The organism is Asaia sp. VD9 (genome assembly GCF_037150015.1).
Classification (GTDB): domain Bacteria; phylum Pseudomonadota; class Alphaproteobacteria; order Acetobacterales; family Acetobacteraceae; genus Asaia.
Map to the genome: position 1 here is coordinate 338,052 of NZ_JBBCQM010000003.1, position 18,570 is coordinate 356,621.

Here is an 18,570-nt window from a genome sequence, read left to right on the forward strand (position 1 = left end):
TTTTTCATGCCTTGCGCCCTGTCATGCAGTGGCGCCTGCCTGACAAGCGGGTCAGGAACATGATGCAAACCGGCGCTGCTCCATGGTCATGGCATGACGCGGCGCAGAATGCTCAATCGAGATAGAGACGGCGCAACGTGGCCACTTCCTGCGGGCCTACGCCAATTTCCTGAGCCATATAGGCGTCGATCGATCCGTAATGCTGCCTGATCGAAGCGAACGCCGCCTTGAGATAATCGGGGTCGGAATTCAGCATCGCGCGCATGGAGGGCGAGGCGGCCATAGCGCCTCCATTTTGATGATCGGCCATGGCCGCCCTGAAGCTTGGCGTCAGATGGGCCCGCAGCAGATCACCGCTCATGGCGTAATCATGGAGGATCGTCTCCTCCGGCACACCCAGCGCGTAGAGGATTAGCGCCGAGGCGAAACCGGTGCGATCCTTGCCGGCGGTGCAATGGGTCAGTGTGGGCGTCTGATGCGCCAGAAGACGGGCAAAGATTCCTTTGAGCTCGGGTGCGTAAAGCGCGGGCATCTTTGTATAGAAGCTCTCCATCAGCGCCTTTGCCTGAGGCTCATCAAGCGTCGCGAGCTTTGAGCGGTCGGTCATGTCAGCGGGCAGGGTCGGTTTGTCCGAGGGAAAGAAAGCAGGAGACGCCCCCAGCCAATGGGTCGGCTGTTTCTGTTGTTCGGCCTGAGTGCGCAGATCGGTCACGCTCTTGATGCCGAGCGTATCGACGAAAGCGTAATCCGCCGGTGTAAGGCCGCTCGGCGCTGCAGAACGGTAGAATTCTCCCCAGCGGACATGATGATGATCGGCTGTCTCATAGCCGCCCATATCGCGGAAATTCGCCACGCCCTCGAGCGGAAGAACGCGGTTCGCTATCCATTCTCCGCCTTTGCCAGAAACCGGTTTGATGAAGAAGTAGACGCGATGCGTTCCTGCGAAAGGGGCGGTGACCTGAGCAGTCTGGGCTGTCACATGGTGCTGCACCGGCCTCATTGCGGAAGCATCGGGTGTCAGCGAGGCAAAAATATCGACAGCACCGAGCGATGCGGGCCAGGTGAGCGTATAGCGCGGGACCATCTCCAACTGTACGGAGGTCGTGCCCGGCGTTTCGGCGCGGGCCATGGCAATGCAGCTCAACGTGGTCATCGACAGCAGGGCGAGGGTCGTTTTCTTCAGAAACATGCTCTCTTGATTCTCTCATAGGCCGTAAAAATCAGGCCAGGTGAACGGGCTTGCTATGAGCGCGGCCGGAGACAAAGCCGAAAAATGAGGCGTTGCTCCGCGGCTTCTATTCACTCGGCCAGTAAGGCGGCACAAAGCTGATTTGGGGCGTCAGGCCACTCCCATGACTATCGGACAAGACGCGGGAGCGGTTTGAAAGCGCCGTTTCGCCTGTCATTCAACAATTGCTCGAGGGGCGGATCCTGAATAGTGAAATTTTTCTTGCATCGCTCCATGAGCATTGGGAGATAAAGAGGATGACATTGTTTGTCATCATCGGGAGGGCGAAGCCGACCTGAAAGATGCCTCAAAATTACTTGATCCGCCTCATGTCTTCAGCCTGCTCTCCGGCAGTCATTTCCTACGCAGGGCTGCGGCCTTGCATTTTCCAATACTGTCCTGCGACCGGACTTATGCGGAGGACGCTGTCCGCCCCGCGCGGTTCATCCTCTCTGAGCGGGGTCATAGTTTCGGCAGAGGGTGTTGTCTCAGTCTAGATTTTCCGAGGTCACTAGGCGGAATTTCGGCGGGTCGAACCCGATCAGGGAAGGGATGATCCCGAGCTTCTGCAAACAAAGGTGCAAGGCGAGCCCCGCCTGCGTTTCCGGGGTCTGGTCGATGGCAAAATCCATTGTGCCGTCAATCAGGCAGCCGCGCGTGATCGGATTGACCTCATGCCCGATCCAGCAAAGACGGCGTGCGGCATGGCGACGCAGAACGTCGCCGATACGCAGGTTATCGCCACCGGCCGTATAGACCCCCACCAGATCGGGACGGTCGCGTATGGCCTGATGCAAAAGGCGGGCTGCCTCTTCCGGGTCGTCGCGATCAAAGAGGACTTCGCTCAGTTCGGGGTGGGGTGAGGGCGCGTTCGCGAGATATTCGGAAAATCCCTCGATACGCTCGCGATGATTGGCATAGGCCATGGAATGACACAGCGCGATCACCGACCCGGGACGCTGCCTCAGACCGCGTGTCATGCACAGAGCCGCCGTACGTCCTGCCGCGCGATTATCGATCCCGACATAGGGCAGGCTCGCCAGATTGCGTGACATGAGCTGGATCACAGGCATGTCCTGATCCGCCACGCGCTTGAGGGCATCGAGAATGACCGGATGGGAGGGGCAGGCAAGAATGAGGGCGGAACGCGGATAGGGTGCCTGCTGGATCCGCGCGGCAAAAGCCTCGACATCGCTCTCCGGTACGAAGCTGCGATGGATCTGGATATCCTTGCCGAGTGAGGCGGCGAGTTTCTCGAAAGACTGGCTCAGCCGCGAGTAGAAAAGCGTGTCGGGACGCACCAGCAGAACATCGACCCTCAGGACACCCTGATGCAGGCTTGGCAGGGTGGGAAAATAATCGAGATCACGCGCGATACCAAGAATACGGCGACAGGTGTCCGGGCGCACATTGCCTCGATTATTCAGAGCCCGCTCGACCGTTGCCGTGCCTACGCCGGCCAGGGCAGCGATATCCCGCAATGTCGCACGTTTTCGTCGGCCATTTTCCGGTGTGATCTTGTCCAGCATATGTCCCCGTCCCACCGTGATGATGAGATCAGATCATTACGATGATCGTTCGCGTCCCACCCGTACGGATAGAGTAACGCCGATTAGCGCGGGTGCCTGATCAAACAGGCGTGACGACAGGTGAGGTCTTTCCCTCAGTCCGACCTGAACGTCGGTAGAGGGCATGAGAAATCGTTTCAGGCGGTTTCCCGACTAAAGCCGCCCCGCAGGAGAACGGGCTCCAATCGGAGCGTCATGGCAGGATATCTCATGGTAAACACAACGAGACGGGGGTTTCTGGGCTGTGGTGTGGCGGCGCTGCCGTTTCTTGCCTTTCCCGCCCTGACAAGAGCCGCGTCTGATGCGCGCTCTGATGCGCGCTCTGATGCACGCTTCGGGGTGCTGCCTGGAGCGGGCGCCTGTCCGCCTGACTTTCATTCGGTATCGATGGCGCTGACTGGCCATGAGGATCTTGATGAGGCCCTCGTTCCCCGCGTCTGGGTGGCGCTTCTGGCCAGACATCCCGAATTCCCCGCGCGCTATCGCCTTCTGGCAGAGGCCATGAGGCAGCGCGGCATCCATCGCTCGCAAGATTACGCGGCCTCCGGGCTCCGGGCCGAAAAAGCCCTCCACGAGGTCTCGGTCGAGATTGTCGCAGCCTGGTATCTGGGGCGGGTGGGGCCGATGCTCCCCCGTGCCGAGGCCGGGACGCCAGCCTTCATTACCTATGAGGGGGCGATGATGTGGCGGCCCACCTCTGACGTGACTGTGCTCCCGACCTACGCACGGGGCGGTCCCGGTTTCTGGGCGCAGCCGCCCCTGTCACTCGAAACGGATTGATATTCTGATGGCACAGCAAGAATACGATGCGGATGTCATCGTCGTGGGATCGGGCGTCATCGGGAGCCTCGCCGCGCATCACCTCGCTCGCAATGGCAAGTCGGTCATCATCCTCGAGGCGGGCACACATGTGCCGCGATGGAAGATTCTCGACAGTTTCCGTGAGTGCGGCAATGTCAGCACCGATGCGGGCAATCGTAACCAGCCATATCCCAACGAACCCTGGGCACCGAGTTCCTTCGTGCCGGACTACATCACCAATCATGGGCCTATCGAATATGTGCCCGGCATGCTGCGCATGGTGGGAGGCACCACCTGGCATTGGGGCGGCGCGTGCTGGCGTCTGCTTCCCAATGATTTTCGTCTGAAAACGCTTTACGGTGTGGGGCGTGACTGGCCCATCGCCTATGAGGATCTGGAGCCGTATTATCACCAGGCCGAGATCGAGATGGGGGTATCGGGTGATGATGCCGCCGATTACAGCGGCAAGGGCGGTGCCCCTTATCCTCCTCGTCAGGCGCCTTATCCTGTCAGGCCGCAGGCTCTTGGATATTTCAGCCAGCGCTTTCGTGACCGGGTGGCGATCGGGGGATATCCGTTCACCTATCAGCCCAATGGGCGCGCCACCGATCCCTATGAGGATCGGCCTGCCTGCGTAGGGAACAATAATTGCTCGCCCATCTGCCCCATCGGTGCGCAATACAGCGGCGACCGGCATGCGACAAAGGCCGAACGTGCCGGGGCGAAGCTGATCAGCGATGCGACGGTCTATCGCCTCGAAAAGACCCCGGATGGCCGGCGTATCGCCGCGGTGCATTATTACACGCCCCAGAAACGTTCCATTCGCCTGACCGCGCGCATGGTTCTGGTTGCGGCCCATGCGCTCGAGACGCCACGCCTCATGCTGCTATCCGATGTGGGGAATTCGTCCGGCATGGTCGGCCGCAATCTCATGGACCATAACGCCTTTTCCCTCGCCATGATTGCAGATGAGCCTATGTGGTCGGGGCGCGGCCCTGTGCAACAGGGCGATGTGCTCAAATGGCGCGATGGCGATTTTCGCAGCAGGCACGGATGCATCCGCCATGAGGTCGGCAATTTCGTCGGGAATGTCCAGATCACGGAAAGGCTCATCTCACAGGGGATCATCGGTCCGGAACTGGATGCGAAAATCCGGCATATGGCTGCGCGCTGGGTCTTCATGGATTCGAATATCGAAATGCTGCCCGAGCCTACGAACCGGATGAGCCTGAGCGCGACCAAACGGGACTTCTATGGTCTGCCGCTCATGGATATCCATTACGATGTGAATGATTATGCCCGCGCTGCCGGGGCAGTGATCAAGAAGGATTACGCAAACTTCCTGCGCCTGCTGGGCGGGGAGATTTTCGATCAGAATCTAACAATCTGGGAAAATCGCGATCACCCCATGGGGACCGTCATCATGGGTAGCGATCCGCGCGACTCCGTGGTGACCCATGAGGGGCGCAGTCATGACCACGATAATCTCTTCATTGCGACGACAGGACTCATGCCCGCCGCTTCGGTCGTTAATCCGACCCTGACGGGCTGTGCACTGTCCCTCCGTTCGGCCGCTATCATGCTGAAGGAGATCTGAGTCATGGCGCCTCTCCGCTTTGCACCATCCCGCCTTATTTCTCCTCTCACCAATATTTTTCGTCTGGGTCTGGGTCTGGGTCTGGGTCTGGGTCTGGGTCTGGGTCTGGGTCTGGGTCTGGTCGGCCTCGTCGCGTTCCCTACTCCGGCACAGGCCGCTGATCGCGCTGTGCTCGACCGGGGGGCCTATCTCGCCCGCGCTGCCGATTGCGTGGCCTGCCACACAAAGCCCGGCGGCGCCCCCTTTGCGGGTGGCTATGGCATCCAGTCTCCCATGGGGGTGATCTATTCGAGCAATATCACGCCCTCCCTGACGCATGGTATCGGCGGCTGGTCCGAGGCGGCCTTCTCCCGCGCCTTGCGCGAGGTCGTTTCGGTCAGTGGCAGGCGTCTTTATCCGGCGATGCCTTATGATTCCTATGTCGGCATGACCGATGCGGATATCCACGCTCTTTATGTCTATCTGGGCAGTGCGATTGCACCGGTCGAGACATCCGGGGGGCCGGTCACCGCGCTTCGCTTTCCCTATAACATGCGGAGCCTCATGCGTGTCTGGAACTGGCTCTATCTCGATTCCAGGCGCTTCGAGCCTCACCCTGGGGAAACGACCGAACAGGCGAGAGGGCGCTATCTGGTCGAGGCCGTTGCCCATTGCGGCACCTGCCACACGCCGCGCAATTTCATGATGGCAGCGAAATCAGGCCATAAGCTCGAGGGCGCTCGGGTTGGCGGATGGTACGCCCCGGATATCGCTGCCGGACCGCACGGCCCTCTTGCGGGGTGGCGCAACACGGATATCGAGAGCTACCTGCGTACCGGCCACGCACGTGACAAAGGCGTGGCAGCTGGCCCCATGGGCGAGGCAGTCGAGCACTCCCTGCGTTTCCTGACAGAAGCCGATCTCCAAGCCATCACTGTCTATCTGCGCCAGCAGGATCGTACTGCGACGATCGGGAAGGTACTGCACTCCGATATGGATACTGCACGCGCCTATCAGAATGATTCTCCGACTGATCGGGCAGTCCGCAATCAGGCTCGCCAGGAGCGTGACGCCAGGCCCGGACCTTATGCAGACAGGCGCAATTATCGCGATATCGAGGACGGGGCTGCACTCTATATGGCGGCCTGCGCCAGCTGCCACCAGATCGACGGGCGCGGCACGCATGACGATTTCTATCCGTCGCTGCGACAAAGCAGTGCCGTTCGGTCTTCCCGCCCCAATAATCTGGTCATGACCATTCTGGCTGGTGTGCATCGTGATGGAGCCGATGGCCCGGCCCGTATGTCCGCTTACCGGCATGACCTGACCGATCAGCAGATCGCCAATCTGGTGCGCTTCGTCACCACGGAGTTCGCATCCAGCCCCCTCACGCCCAGCCCCGCCGATATCGCCGCCTTGCGCCGCTTCGATACCGCTGACTTCCCCGCCCAGGCCCGTCCCTAGCGCCCTCGGCGATAAGGGTTTCGAAACGGCGATGGCGCTTCGTCGGGGTGGGAAGGGAGCACGATGAAAGGGGCTTTTTCTGTCCTCGATGCTTGCCGGGCTTTGTCACGCTTCCCAGGAAGCCCGTGCGCCCTCCTCGACCCTGTCTCGTGATTTGAAGGAGGGGCAAAATCCCGGTGCCTCTCTCCTCAGACGGTTTCCCTTGTATGGACCGAGAGCGGAATGAGCGGGCCATCGAGCGGGGCAGGGCTGCGGCCAAGATGGTGGCTGAGTGTCGAGAGCGCGGTACGCGCCTCGAGCATCGGGTTCTGATCCAGAACGAGGTCGATGGTGCCAGATCTGAGCAATGTGGCGCGATGGGGTGTCAGCTCATGGGTGATGAAAATCAGCTTGTCAGCCATGCCCGACCGCTCGAGCAGCCGCGCGATCGCATCGGCCCCGGTGGAAAAATGATAGATTCCAACGATATCATGATGCTCCTGAAGCAAGGCATGAACCGCGTCAGCGGCACGGTCGTCGTTTTCCAGGCATTCCAGCGCGGGTGTGGCGCAGAGCGCGGCATAACGCTCGTCGAGGGCCTCCATGAAGCCCGTATAGCGCTGTTGATGGCCGATATAATGCATCGTGCCGGCAATCAGCGCGACCCGCCCTGATCGGGGGCCGAGCAACCGCCCCATCATGTCGGCAGCAATCCGGCCCGCACGATGATTATCCGAGCCGATATAGGCGAGGCGCTCGGAGGCGGTGATGTCGGAGGCAATGGTGATGATCGGGAGCTTGCGACCGGTATCGGTCACGGCCTGACGGATCGAGGGATGGTCGGGCAGACAGAGGATCAGCCCGTCATAATCGCGTGCAAGCGCGCGAATGAGAGAAGCGGCGCGTTCCGGCTGGTTGATGGCGGCATGGTGCTCGAAACAGGCGATGTTCTGCTCGCGATAGGCGGGCATGATGGTGCGAAAGGCCTCCTGCAAGGCCGCATGAAACGGGTTGCCGGGGGGTTGGGTCACAACGGCAATGCGGGCCAGCCGGGCGTGGAGCGCTACCAGACGGCGCCCATCTCCAAGCTCCCTTGCCGCTTCGAGGACGACACGCTCCTTGTCGAGTCGTACGCCACCGCGTCCGTTGATGACGCGGTCGACCGTGGCGGTCGAGACACCGGAGTAACGGGCGATATCCTGTATCGTAGCACGCTGCGACATGACGCTCCCAACGGGAATGTGATCTTCTTCATGTGATCTATCTCATTTCATTGATGCGAACACATCAATTCTGTGCGTGCTCCCCGCCTCTTCCCCTCATAGCGTCGCTTCAGGACAGACAGCGCGGCCGTCCGGTCGGCGTGGCAGCGACAGGTGCCAGACGAGGATGTCGCGCGAGACCCGGATGCGGGGCAGGAGTGAAATGATGGGATCGAGAACCGGAAAGGGTGGGATGCCCAAGGGGGTGAGGCTGGGGTGCAGTCCGCTCTCCTGGACGAATGACGTTCTGGAGGATTTGGGGGACGATACACCTCTGGCGCGCTGCCTGAGCGAGATGGCGGAAGCCGGATATGAGGGAACGGAGCTTGGCCGGAAATATCCGCGCACGGTTTCGGAACTGGGGCCCATTCTTGAGGCGCATCACCTCTCTCTGGCCTCGGGCTGGTATTCAGGCCGCCTTGCGGAGCGGAGCGTCGAGGAAGAGTGGGAAGATGTGGCAAGCCACGCCCAGCTTCTGCGCGCATTGGGATGCCAGACCATGGTGTATGGCGAGTGCGGGGCCATGACGCCGTCTGCGGCCCCCCTGGACGAGCCGATGTCGCGACGGGTGGTTCTGGATCGCGAGGCAATGAAAGCCTATGCGCATCGGCTGAGCGCGTTCGATGCCCTGCTGCGGGCCCGATATGGGGTGAGACTGGCGTATCATCACCATCTGATGATGGTGGCCGAGAATTTGCAGGAGATCTGTGCGCTTTTCGATGCGCTGTCGGTCGAGACGGGGCTGCTTCTGGACACAGGTCATGCCATGGCCGCTGGGTTCGATTACCGACGGCTGATCGACCGCTACGGGGCACGTATCTGCCATATCCATCTGAAGGATGTGCGCCCGGCCATTCTGGAGCGGGTACGGGGCCAGGACATGAGCTTCAACGCTGCCGTGCGCGCCGGCATGTTCACGGTGCCGGGTGATGGATGCATCGACTTTTCGCCCCTCGCGCAATTCGTCGTTCAGAGTGGCTATCGGGGCTGGATGGTTGTCGAGGCTGAACAGGACCCGGCACTGGCACCGCCTCTGGCTGCTGTCACGCGAGGGCGGGCGGCAATCGAGTCGTGTTTCGCCCAAGCGCTCGCTTCCGTCTGAGGGCTGAGCCACGATGAAAAAGCATCTGAACATCGGTCTGATCGGGTCGGGTTTCATGGGGCAGGCCCATGCCGATGCGTATCGTCGCGCGGCCATGCTGTATCGCGATCTGCCTGCGATCCCTCATCTGGCCATGTTGGCCGACGCCACGCCGGAACTGGCGGAGCGCGCAGCCAGACGTTTCGGATTTGAGCGCTCGACCGGAGATTGGCGCGCTCTGGTCGATGATCCGGCGATCGACGTGGTGGATATTACCTCCCCCAACCTGTTCCACAAGGAAATGGCACTGGCGGCAATCGCCGCTGGCAAGCACGTCTATTGCGAGAAGCCGCTGGCACTCAGTGCAGCCGACGCGAGGGAGATGACCGAGGCTGCGCGCAAGGCCGGGGTGAAGACCATGGTGGCCTTCAACAATATGAAGACGCCCGCCGCACTCTACGCAAAACAGATCATCGATCGGGGCGATATCGGCCGACCCGCGCGGTTCAGGGCCTGGTTCGATCAAGGGTTTTACAACGATCCGACTCTACCCTTCTCCTGGCGACTCAAAAGAAGCGAGGCGGGCTCGGGCGCTCTGGGGGATCTTGGCTCCCATGTGGTGGCGGTGGGCCAGTATCTGATGGGAGATATCAGCGCGACCATCGCCCAGAGCCAGACCATGTTTCGGCAAAGGCCTGTACCTGATGGAGGCTCAGGCTATGGCGCCACTGCAGGAAAAGACGCGGTGTGGGCCGATGTGGAAAACGAGGACCAGATCCAGGCTCTGGTACAGTTTGCGAGTGGAGCGGGCGGAACGATCGAGGCGTCGCGTATCGCGGCGGGCAAGATCTTTGGTGTGTACTGGGAGGTGTCGGGAACCGAGGGCACGCTCATCATGGATGGCGAACGCTTCAATGAACTCAAGCTCTTTCGCGTTGCGGACGACAAGACCGACAGAGGGTTCCGCACCCTTCTGGTCGGGAGTCAGGTTCCCCAGTTTTCGGCCTTTTTCGGGTTCGATTTTGGCGGGGGCGGGCTCGGATATTTCGATGTGAAGGTCATCGAGATTCATGACCTGATCATGGGGATCATGCAGGACGAGACATGCTTTCCGGCTTTCGATTTTGGCCTGCGTAACCAGCAGATCATGGATGCCATGGAAAATTCCCTGCACAGCCGACGCTGGGAGACCGTACCGCCTGGTGAATGAGCTTGCCACCATGCGATGACACGTCCCTTGGAAGGATCAGAAGCCATGAGATTTCCTGTCAGCCTGCCTGAACCCGATTGCCTCGACCCCTCCGCGATCCCTGCGCTCAGATGGGGCGTCATCGGGCCAGGCTGGATCGCGGAGCGTTTTGTTCAGTCGGTTCAGCGTTTCACCAACCAGAAGATCATGGGGATCGAATCCCGCGATGGCGCACGCGCGGCGGCGTTCGCACGACGCTTCGATATCCCCCACAGCTTCGACGGCGCCATGAGCGCTGATCCGCGGATCGATGCGCTCTACATTGCCACGCCCCATCCATTTCATTTCGAGATGGCACGCCGAGCGATTGAGGCGGGAAAGCCCGTTCTGGTGGAGAAGCCGCTTTGCGTGTCGGCGGCGGAAGCGCGCGAATTGGTCGAGCTGGCGCGTGCGCGGCATGTCTTCCTGATGGAAGCATACTGGACAGATTTCCTGCCTAAATTTTCCGTCTTACGGAAAGTTCTCGCCGAGGGGCTCATCGGCGAGATCGTTACCGTCATGGCCGATCACGGTGAGTTCTTTCCGCCTGAGCATCGTATCATGCGCGCTGATCTCGGTGGGGGACCGATGCTCGATCTGGGCACTTATGTGATCGGACTGGCGACCGGCATTCTGGGGCGTCCCGATCAGGTCATGGCTCATAGCACACGAGCCGAGAGTGGCGTGGATGGTCAGACCGGCATGCTGTTTCAGTATCGTGGGGGAGCCCAGGCGGTGCTGCATACCAGCCTGTTGTCCCACACACCTTGCGGAGCCGTCATCGCAGGGCGTGAGGGCATGATCACCCTGGCCGGGAAATTCTATACTCCGGGTCCCTTTGTCTTGAGCGCGAATGATCCTGGCAGGACCCTCACATTCGACGAGCCGCGTTCCGCCTATGACGGTCTGCATTTTCAGGTCGAGCACATGGCCTGGTGTCTCGGCCAGGGCATGACGCAATCGCCCATTCGACCGCTCTCGGCTTCGCTCCTGGCACTGGAGACCATGGATCGCGCACGGGCGGCCGGTCACGCAACACGCGCAGATGCGCCATTCGCCTGATAGAGGGAGGCGCTTCTCATGGTTTCGATCGCCCTGTTCGGCGCTGGTCGTATCGGCCAGGTCCATGCCGATAATCTACTCTCGATACCTGACATCACCTTGTCGGCTCTGGCCGATCCTGTGGCCTCTGAGGCGCGCGAGTCCTTGCTGGCGCGCAGCGGAGCGTCCCTGCGCGAGCCCGAGGCTATTTTTTCCGACCCTGATATCGACGCCTATGTCATCGCCAGTCCGACGGATACGCATGCACGTTTCCTGCATCTTGCGGCCAGAACAGGAAAGCCGGTCTTCTGCGAGAAGCCTGTAAGCCTGGAATTTGCGCAAGTCGTTGAGACGGCCCGCATCATTCAGCACGCGGGTAGCCCGGTCATGCTGGGCTTTCAGCGTCGTTATGATCCAGAATTCATGCAACTGCGCCAGAGCATCGCTTCCGGGGAGGCCGGTCGTGCGCAGCATATCGTCATGCATACCAGGGATCCCGCGCCACCGCCGCTTGCCTATATCCAGTCCTCGGGCGGATTGTTCCGCGATCAGGCAATCCATGATTTTGACATGACCCGTTATCTGCTGGATGAGGAAATCGTCTCGGTTTCTGCCACGGGGGCCTGCCTGATTGACCCGGCAATCGGCGCGGCAGGAGATATCGACACGGCGATGATCACCCTGCGCGCCAGCTCTGGCCGCCTGGTGCAGATGATCAATGCCCGTCATGCCGCCTTCGGCTATGATCAGCGGCTCGAAGTCGTCTGCGAAAGAGCCGTATTTACAATCAGGAATCATCCAGCAACCCAGATTGTCAGAGCCGACGCGCAAGGCTTTCTTACGGCGCCACCGGTGAGCAATTTCATCACACGCTTTGCCAGTGCCTATCGCGCTGAGATGAAGGCGTTCCACGCCATGATCGTTTCAGGGGTCAAGCCTCTGGCCACGATGCAGGACGGTGTCGAGGCGCAGAGGCTCGCCGAAGCAGCGCTGTTATCAATGCAGGAGAACAGGCCTGTATCTGTGAGGGAACTGGGGTGAACAGGAAATGCGTCCGCAGAGGCAGCTTGGTTGGCCCCCTGCCGGGCGCGGGTGCGCCCCCGGTCAATCGGCCCTTCCTGGTATGGGGTTTCATGAATTTCAGGCATAGGCTCATGCTGAATTCATGATCTAATCGGGTGCGTCCGGTCGAGGCTATGGTCCTTCACGTTCCACAGAAAGAGGGGGAGGGCCTGATCATGGCTGAACCATCCACCACTGCACGTCAGGCGTTTGGCGATATCGCCCCGGATCTGGCTCGCTATACCGATACGGTGCTTTTCGATGAGGTATGGGCCCGGCCCGGCCTGTCTCAGCGCGATCGTTGCATGGTCACCATAACCTGTCTGATTGCGCTTTATCGCGGCAATGAGCTCGGTTTTCATCTGCGCAAGGCTCTCGATACCGGTGTGACCCGGGAGGAAATCATCGAGATCATCACCCATCTCGCATTTTATTCCGGCTGGCCCACAGCGTCTTCGGCGCTCGCGCTCGCCAGACAGATTTTCGAGGACAGGAAGGACGCAGCATCATGAGCGCACAGATTGCAGGGAAAGTGGTGGTTGTAACCGGCGCAAGCAGCGGGCTGGGCGAGGCGGTTGCGCGTCGTCTCGCGGCTGAAGGGGCAAAGCTCGTTCTGGGTGCGCGTCGTCTCGACCGTCTCGAGACGCTCGCCGATGATCTGTCGATCGGGCGTGATGCCGTCAGGAAGACCGATGTCAGCGACAGCGCGCAGGTGCAGGCGCTCGTCGATCACGCCATCGCCCTGCATGGGAGGGTGGACGTGCTGATCAACAATGCCGGACTCATGCCGCACTCTCCGCTCGAAAAGCGCCGTATCGAGGATTGGGATCGCATGATCGACGTCAATCTCAAGGGTACGCTCTATGGCATTGCCGCCGTCCTGCCCCAGATGCAGAAGCAGAAGAGCGGTCATATCATCAATGTCTCTTCCGTGGCGGGGCACAAGGTCGGGCCGGGCGGCGCTGTCTATTCAGCAACGAAGAGTGCGGTGCGCGTGGTGTCCGAAGGGCTGAGACAGGAAGTCAAACCCTATAATATCCGCACAACCATCATCTCCCCGGGGGCGGTCGCAACGGAACTCCCCAACAGCGTGACCGATGAGGACACGGCCCGCTCGATGAAGGAATTCTACGAGAATTATGCGATCCCGCCTGAATCCTTTGCGTCCTGCGTGGTGTTCGCCATGAGCCAGCCGGACGAGGTTGATATCAACGAAATCCTCTTCCGCCCCACGGCACAGCAATACTGATCTCGGTCCCCCGATCCTCATTCCACGTTTGGGGCGATGGGGTGGGGATCAGCCGCGATAGCGCAGGGCCTCGACGAGAATGCGAAACGCGGCCGAGGCATTGCGTCGGCTCGGGTAATAGAGATGGTAACCGGGGAAGGGGGGGCACCAATCCTCCAGCACGCGCACGAGCCTTCCAGCCGCCACATGGTCCATGATCTGGTCTTCCATCACGCAGGCAAGACCAAATCCATCGAGCGCGGCCTGGCGAAGCATGGCGGCGTTATTGATTGTCAGGGGGCCTTCAGGGCGTACGCGCAGACTGCGTCGTCCTTTTTCCAGTTCCCAGGCATAGATGGCGCCAGAACTGGACATGCGCAGCTTGAGGCACTGGTGGGCGGAAAGATCCTGCGGCGACCGTGGGCACGGGTAGCGTGCAAAATAGTCGGGCGCGCCCACGACCGCCATGCGTAGCGGCGGTCCAATCGGCACGGCGATCATATCCCGCGCGATCGTCTCCTCCAGCCTTACGCCCGCATCGAAGCGTTCTGCCACGATATCGGTCAGGCCGGAATCGATGGCGAGTTCGACCTCGATATCGGGGTAATCCGGCAAGAGGCGTTTCAACGCGGGCCAGATCAGGGTCTGGGCAGCATGTTCGGAGGCGGTCAGTCTGATTGTCCCTGACGGACGCTCGGAAAGTTCGCTCAGTGAGGCGATTTCACCCGCAATGCTGTCGAGCGCGGGAACCAGGGTCTGAAGCAGGCGCTCACCGGCCTCGGTTGCAGAGACGCGTCGCGTGGTGCGGGTCAGCAGGCGCACGCCAAGACGGGTTTCAAGGCGTCTGACGGTATGACTCAGGGCTGATTGCGAGGTGCCGAGCCGGGCCGCGGCGCGGGTGAAACTCTGCTCCTCCGCAACGGCAAGAAAGGCGTTCAGATCGACCAGCTCGTCGCGGCGCATTGATGAATTCCCGATATGGCTGCGTGCCGAATATAGGCGCTTATCGCAGAATGGCGAGAATGGTTTTGTAGGAAAAACGGCCCTTGGGGCCAGAGCAACAGGAGTGACGACGATGAAAATCACACGCGCAGGAAGCACGGCCTCGGTTCAGGGCAAGGAAGAATGGTTCACTGGCAGGGTCCGCGTCGATGCGCCCTTTACCGGCAGTGGGGCGTTGGCCTGCGCCACGGTCACATTCGAGCCTGGCGCACGCACGGCATGGCACAGTCATCCGGCCGGGCAGACCATTCTCATCGTCTCCGGACTGGGATGGGTGCAGCGCGACGGTGAGGCAGTCAACGAAGTGCGTCCCGGTGATATCGTTTTTTTCGAACCGGGAGAAAAGCACTGGCATGGCGCTTCGAGCCAGTGCGCGATGAGCCATATCGCCATCACCGAGAGCGTGGAGGGTGTTTCGACCACCTGGCTGGAGAAGGTGAGCGACACGGAATACAGCCGCTGAGCGCGACGCCGTAGCCAGCGATTAGAGAGGCCGGGTGCCCCGTGCCTCTCCCAAAGAACCCGTGAGACGGAGACAGGACATGGAACAGCGTATTCTGGGACAAGGCGGACTCGAGGTTTCGGCGCTCGGTCTGGGCTGCATGGGGCTCAGCTTCGGCTACGGGCCGGCCGAGGAGCATGACCGCGCCGTGGCTTTCCTGCGGGGGGCCTATGAACGTGGCGTGACGTTCTTCGACACGGCCGAGGCCTATGGGCCGGGAGACAATGAAACCCTGCTGGGTGAGGCGCTGGCGCCTTTTCGCAAGGAGGTGGTGATTGCCACCAAATTCGGGTTTCGCAACGGGCGTCCCGCTGATGGACTGGACAGCCACCCATCGCGCATCCGACAAGTGGCCGAGGAATCTCTCAAGCGCCTGCGTACCGATGTGATCGATCTGTTCTATCAGCATCGCGTCGATCCCGACGTGCCGATGGAAGACGTGGCCGGTGCCGTCAAGGAACTCATCTGGGAGGGCAAGGTCCGTCATTTCGGCCTGTCCGAAGCCGGGGCGGGGTCCATTCGCAAGGCGCATGCGGTGCAGCCCGTGGCGGCGCTGCAAAGCGAGTATTCGCTCTGGTGGCGCGAGCCGGAGCAGGAAATCCTGCCGCTGCTCGAGGAACTCGGGATTGGGTTCGTGCCGTTCAGCCCGCTGGGCAAGGGGTTCCTCACCGGCAAGATCGATACTGCCACGCAATTCAGCGACCAGGATTTTCGCAAGCGTGTGCCACGCTTTGCGCCTGAGGCGCTGGAGGCCAATCGCGCTCTGATCGCTCGGCTCGAAACCATTGCGGCTGAGCGTCAGGCTACGCCGGCACAGATCGCCCTGGCATGGTTGCTGGCGCAGAAACCCTGGATCGTGCCGATCCCCGGTACACGCAGTCTGACAAGGCTGGAGGAGAATCTGGGCGGTGCGGCCCATCCGCTCACCTCTGATGAGCGCATTGCGATCGATGAGGCTCTCGCCTGGATCGATGTGGTGGGTGACCGCTACCCCGCCAGTCTCATGGCGCTGGTCGGGCGCTGATTTTCTGTTCTCGGGACCGGGCATGCCGGTCCCGTCAGCGCAGGACCGGCGCTTAGAAATGCCCTGTGAACGTCAGGAAAAACTGTCTTGGCGCCTGCGGGTAGGCGGTGAACTGCTTGGAGGCGTTGGTGGCCAGAATGGTCGACCAGTTGCGCGTATTCGTCAGATTGGTGATCGTGAACTGAACGCTGGCATCGCGCAGAACCGGCAGATGATGCAGCGTGTAGCCGCTGCTGAAGCCGAACAGGGTCATGGGCGTGACCGAGAGATCGTTGAGATAGGTGGCATAGCGCCTGCCGATATAATCGCCCGTCAGCTGGGCATAAAACCCGTCATGACTATAGGCGAAGATGAACTTGTTCATCCATTCCGGCACCGCCACCACATATTTGCCCGCTGTTGCCACGACGGCACTGCCGGACTGGTAGTTATTGTCATAGGTCGAGCGGTTATAGGAGGCGGCGTCGTAGAGCGAGAGATGCCAGGGCAGATGCAGGGTGAATTCGGCGTCGGCGCCATTGGTCGTCACGCCGCCCACATTTTCCAGAAGCGATGCCGCACCGGTCAGGCTCGTGATCTGTGGCGAGGAACTGACCGTGAGCAGACGGTTCGAAAAATCAACATGATAATAGGAAAGCTGGCCATCGATGCTGAGGGCGGGCGAGCGGGTGAGCGGATGATTGAAACGCCAGCCCGTTTCATAGGTCCATGACGTCTCGGGGTGTCCCGTACGCCGGAAATTCTCGAAACCGGCCTGGCTCGGGATGCCCCAGGGTGTGGCATAGCCATAGCCCAGCGCCTGATAGCCCCGCATGTTCTTCTGGATATTGGCGAAGAGCTGGTCATGCGGCCCGAGTCGCCAGACGGCTCCGAAGCTTGGCAGGAATGCCTCTGTCGCGTCGATCTGGCCGCCCGACGCCGTTGTCGAGCCAGCAGGAGACAGCGAGGCGGGGAGCCCCGGCACGGTGAGACGTCCATTGGTATATTGCAGGCTCGATTTGAATCCGGCCTGAAGACTCAGCGCCCGCGTGACGGCCCAGCGATCCTGGATATGGGTCTGGAATGTGTTGGTCTGGAAATCATTGGCAAACTGGTTGATCAGCGGGTCAGTGGGTCTTTTGTACGGCGAGAGCGGGTTTGTCACCGAGAAGGGATACCAGCGCCGTTCGAACGTGTTCACATTGCGCTCATACCAGCCGCCAAGCTCGATTTCATGATGGCCCAGATGATAGGCGAGGGCCGTCATCGCGCCTTCACGTGTGATGCCGTATTCGGTGGTGCGATTGGTATAGCCGGACCCGCCGAACAGGCTGCGTATGTCCTGACCCGGATAATAGGCGGTCAGGATTTTCGAAATGCCGGAAGCGCCGATCGGCGTCGTGACCACACCCGCCGAGGCGTCCCGGTGGCCATAAACTGTCGTGGTGAGCGTCAGGCGGTCGGAAAAATGGTGCTCGTCGCGAATATAGCCGAGGAAATCCTGACGCAGCGCGGTGCTGGCGTAATCGCGGAAATTAAGCCCCGCTGCCTTGGGAGGCGCGCCACTGGCATCGAGATACGCCATGGCCTGGTCGAGATCGGGATAGAAAGAGGGGCGTGTATAGAGCGTGGAGGGAAGCACCACGGCGTCTTCATTGCCCTCTGCCTTGTCCATCCAATCCAGATAGACCGTGATCCGATCGCGCCTGCCATCATGCAGGAACTTCAGATTGACCTGCTGGCCGCCCTGATGCTCGTGATAATCCCAGGCACGGGCATCCTGACGCAGATAGCTGATATAGGCCCGGTTCTCATGGCCGAACGTCCCGGTATCGAGGCGCACGAAGGTGCGAAACGCTGCATAGCTGCCGAAGCTCTGCGCGATCTGGCCGCCGCGCTGTTTCTGCGGATCGCTCGACAGGGTCTGGATCGTCCCTCCCAGATTGCTGGTCGAGGCCGTGCTCAGATCGCCCGCACCCGAGGAGAGAGAAACGCGCGAGACATTTTCGCTGGCGATGGCACGCTGGGGCGAGAGGCCATTATAGTTGTTATAGGTCTGATCGCCGAGAGGAATGCCGTCCATGGTGAAGCCGAGCTGGCTCTGCGCGAAACCGTGGATATAGAGTGCGGCGTTCTGTTCCGTCGCGCCCCACGGATCGGCCGTCGTATAGACCACGCCCGGCAGGATTTGCAGGGCCTGAAGCGGTGAGGTGCCCGGCAGTTGGCGGCTGATGGCGGTCTGACCCACGCTTAGCTGGGAGCGTGAGCGTTTCTCCGCGACGACGATGGACTCACTGTTCGTCTTCGAGACGGCGTCGGTCTCACGGAAAGCCGATGGCGCGCGGGGGGTGTGAGATGCTGGCTTTTTCGTCGCCTTGCCGGAGGGGGCAGAGGGCACGCTTTGTGCAAGCGCCCTCTCGCCGCGCGCGGAAAGGACGGCGAGCGCGATGCAGCAGGGCAGGGCAAGTCTGGATGGACGAAGCATGAAACGACAAGGCCCGGATCGTTGTGAAGGTCGAACGGGTCTTTATCGTTACGCGGGCAG

The 18,570-nt window shown here is 60.9% G+C and carries 16 protein-coding genes; 11 read left to right on the top strand and 5 right to left on the bottom strand.

Annotated elements, in window-relative coordinates:
- Positions 1-112: 112 nt before the first annotated feature.
- Positions 113-1,189: a tyrosine-protein phosphatase gene (locus tag WFJ47_RS06170; protein WP_336761611.1), complete on the bottom strand. Its 1,077-nt coding sequence runs from the start codon at positions 1,187-1,189 to the stop codon at positions 113-115.
- A gap of 527 nt (positions 1,190-1,716) precedes the next feature.
- Positions 1,717-2,757: a LacI family DNA-binding transcriptional regulator gene (locus WFJ47_RS06175; RefSeq protein WP_336761612.1), complete on the bottom strand. Its 1,041-nt coding sequence runs from the start codon at positions 2,755-2,757 to the stop codon at positions 1,717-1,719.
- Between the two features lie 249 nt (positions 2,758-3,006).
- On the opposite strand from WFJ47_RS06175, the gene WFJ47_RS06180 reads away from it, so the two are divergent.
- Genes WFJ47_RS06180 through WFJ47_RS06190 form a run of 3 tightly spaced genes read left to right on the top strand, consistent with a single transcriptional unit; the run spans position 3,007 to position 6,637 of the window.
- The gene (locus WFJ47_RS06180; protein ID WP_336761614.1) at positions 3,007-3,576 is read left to right on the top strand and encodes a sugar dehydrogenase complex small subunit; all 570 of its coding nucleotides are present in this window, start codon (positions 3,007-3,009) and stop codon (positions 3,574-3,576) included.
- 7 nt (positions 3,577-3,583) lie between these two features.
- Entirely contained in the window at positions 3,584-5,194 is a 1,611-nt protein-coding gene (locus tag WFJ47_RS06185) for a GMC family oxidoreductase (protein WP_336761616.1), read from the top strand.
- Positions 5,195-5,197: 3 nt separating this feature from the next.
- Positions 5,198-6,637 (top strand): cytochrome c, encoded by a 1,440-nt coding sequence (locus WFJ47_RS06190; protein WP_336761618.1) that lies wholly within the window; start codon positions 5,198-5,200, stop codon positions 6,635-6,637.
- A 188-nt stretch (positions 6,638-6,825) separates the two neighbouring features.
- Here the strand turns inward: WFJ47_RS06190 and WFJ47_RS06195 are convergent, their stop codons facing one another.
- Positions 6,826-7,839 (bottom strand): LacI family DNA-binding transcriptional regulator, encoded by a 1,014-nt coding sequence (locus tag WFJ47_RS06195; protein ID WP_336761620.1) that lies wholly within the window; start codon positions 7,837-7,839, stop codon positions 6,826-6,828.
- A 202-nt stretch (positions 7,840-8,041) separates the two neighbouring features.
- On the opposite strand from WFJ47_RS06195, the gene iolE reads away from it, so the two are divergent.
- The 6 genes from iolE (at position 8,042) to WFJ47_RS06225 (ending at position 13,539) form a co-directional block, all read left to right on the top strand.
- The gene (gene iolE, locus WFJ47_RS06200) at positions 8,042-8,980 is read left to right on the top strand and encodes a myo-inosose-2 dehydratase (protein WP_336761622.1); all 939 of its coding nucleotides are present in this window, start codon (positions 8,042-8,044) and stop codon (positions 8,978-8,980) included.
- 13 nt (positions 8,981-8,993) lie between these two features.
- Complete coding sequence (locus tag WFJ47_RS06205) at positions 8,994-10,169, top strand: Gfo/Idh/MocA family oxidoreductase (RefSeq protein WP_336761624.1); 1,176 nt, start codon at positions 8,994-8,996, stop codon at positions 10,167-10,169.
- Positions 10,170-10,214: 45 nt separating this feature from the next.
- Complete coding sequence (locus WFJ47_RS06210) at positions 10,215-11,249, top strand: Gfo/Idh/MocA family oxidoreductase (protein WP_336761626.1); 1,035 nt, start codon at positions 10,215-10,217, stop codon at positions 11,247-11,249.
- 18 nt (positions 11,250-11,267) lie between these two features.
- On the top strand, positions 11,268-12,269 hold the full coding sequence (gene iolG, locus WFJ47_RS06215; RefSeq protein ID WP_336761627.1) for an inositol 2-dehydrogenase: 1,002 nt from the start codon (positions 11,268-11,270) through the stop codon (positions 12,267-12,269).
- Between the two features lie 197 nt (positions 12,270-12,466).
- On the top strand, positions 12,467-12,802 hold the full coding sequence (locus tag WFJ47_RS06220) for a carboxymuconolactone decarboxylase family protein (RefSeq protein ID WP_336761628.1): 336 nt from the start codon (positions 12,467-12,469) through the stop codon (positions 12,800-12,802).
- Positions 12,799-13,539 (top strand): SDR family oxidoreductase, encoded by a 741-nt coding sequence (locus WFJ47_RS06225; protein ID WP_336761630.1) that lies wholly within the window; start codon positions 12,799-12,801, stop codon positions 13,537-13,539. Before WFJ47_RS06220 ends, WFJ47_RS06225 begins: the two co-directional genes overlap by 4 nt.
- Positions 13,540-13,587: 48 nt before the next feature.
- Here WFJ47_RS06225 and WFJ47_RS06230 read toward each other — a convergent pair whose 3' ends face one another.
- Positions 13,588-14,481, bottom strand: a complete 894-nt coding sequence (locus WFJ47_RS06230; RefSeq protein ID WP_127103332.1) for a LysR family transcriptional regulator — start codon at positions 14,479-14,481, stop codon at positions 13,588-13,590.
- A 112-nt stretch (positions 14,482-14,593) separates the two neighbouring features.
- On the opposite strand from WFJ47_RS06230, the gene WFJ47_RS06235 reads away from it, so the two are divergent.
- Both WFJ47_RS06235 and WFJ47_RS06240 read left to right on the top strand, forming a co-directional pair.
- A complete protein-coding gene (locus tag WFJ47_RS06235; protein WP_127103333.1) occupies positions 14,594-14,983 on the top strand; it encodes a cupin domain-containing protein in 390 nt (129 codons plus the stop codon).
- A 79-nt stretch (positions 14,984-15,062) separates the two neighbouring features.
- Positions 15,063-16,046: an aldo/keto reductase gene (locus WFJ47_RS06240; RefSeq protein ID WP_336761633.1), complete on the top strand. Its 984-nt coding sequence runs from the start codon at positions 15,063-15,065 to the stop codon at positions 16,044-16,046.
- Between the two features lie 52 nt (positions 16,047-16,098).
- Here the strand turns inward: WFJ47_RS06240 and WFJ47_RS06245 are convergent, their stop codons facing one another.
- Positions 16,099-18,510, bottom strand: a complete 2,412-nt coding sequence (locus tag WFJ47_RS06245) for a TonB-dependent receptor domain-containing protein (protein WP_336761635.1) — start codon at positions 18,508-18,510, stop codon at positions 16,099-16,101.
- Positions 18,511-18,570 lie beyond the last annotated feature (60 nt).

Excerpts from the sequence above, each read along its gene's own strand:
- WFJ47_RS06170 (WP_336761611.1), bottom strand. The coding sequence starts at position 1,189 with ATGTTTCTGAAGAAAACGACCCTCGCCCTGCTGTCGATGACCACGTTG.
- WFJ47_RS06175 (WP_336761612.1), bottom strand. The coding sequence starts at position 2,757 with ATGCTGGACAAGATCACACCGGAAAATGGCCGACGAAAACGTGCGACA.
- WFJ47_RS06180 (WP_336761614.1), top strand. The coding sequence starts at position 3,007 with ATGGTAAACACAACGAGACGGGGGTTTCTGGGCTGTGGTGTGGCGGCG.
- WFJ47_RS06185 (WP_336761616.1), top strand. The coding sequence starts at position 3,584 with ATGGCACAGCAAGAATACGATGCGGATGTCATCGTCGTGGGATCGGGC.
- WFJ47_RS06190 (WP_336761618.1), top strand. The coding sequence starts at position 5,198 with ATGGCGCCTCTCCGCTTTGCACCATCCCGCCTTATTTCTCCTCTCACC.
- WFJ47_RS06195 (WP_336761620.1), bottom strand. The coding sequence starts at position 7,839 with ATGTCGCAGCGTGCTACGATACAGGATATCGCCCGTTACTCCGGTGTC.
- iolE (WP_336761622.1), top strand. The coding sequence starts at position 8,042 with ATGATGGGATCGAGAACCGGAAAGGGTGGGATGCCCAAGGGGGTGAGG.
- WFJ47_RS06205 (WP_336761624.1), top strand. The coding sequence starts at position 8,994 with ATGAAAAAGCATCTGAACATCGGTCTGATCGGGTCGGGTTTCATGGGG.
- WFJ47_RS06210 (WP_336761626.1), top strand. The coding sequence starts at position 10,215 with ATGAGATTTCCTGTCAGCCTGCCTGAACCCGATTGCCTCGACCCCTCC.
- iolG (WP_336761627.1), top strand. The coding sequence starts at position 11,268 with ATGGTTTCGATCGCCCTGTTCGGCGCTGGTCGTATCGGCCAGGTCCAT.
- WFJ47_RS06220 (WP_336761628.1), top strand. The coding sequence starts at position 12,467 with ATGGCTGAACCATCCACCACTGCACGTCAGGCGTTTGGCGATATCGCC.
- WFJ47_RS06225 (WP_336761630.1), top strand. The coding sequence starts at position 12,799 with ATGAGCGCACAGATTGCAGGGAAAGTGGTGGTTGTAACCGGCGCAAGC.
- WFJ47_RS06230 (WP_127103332.1), bottom strand. The coding sequence starts at position 14,481 with ATGCGCCGCGACGAGCTGGTCGATCTGAACGCCTTTCTTGCCGTTGCG.
- WFJ47_RS06235 (WP_127103333.1), top strand. The coding sequence starts at position 14,594 with ATGAAAATCACACGCGCAGGAAGCACGGCCTCGGTTCAGGGCAAGGAA.
- WFJ47_RS06240 (WP_336761633.1), top strand. The coding sequence starts at position 15,063 with ATGGAACAGCGTATTCTGGGACAAGGCGGACTCGAGGTTTCGGCGCTC.
- WFJ47_RS06245 (WP_336761635.1), bottom strand. The coding sequence starts at position 18,510 with ATGCTTCGTCCATCCAGACTTGCCCTGCCCTGCTGCATCGCGCTCGCC.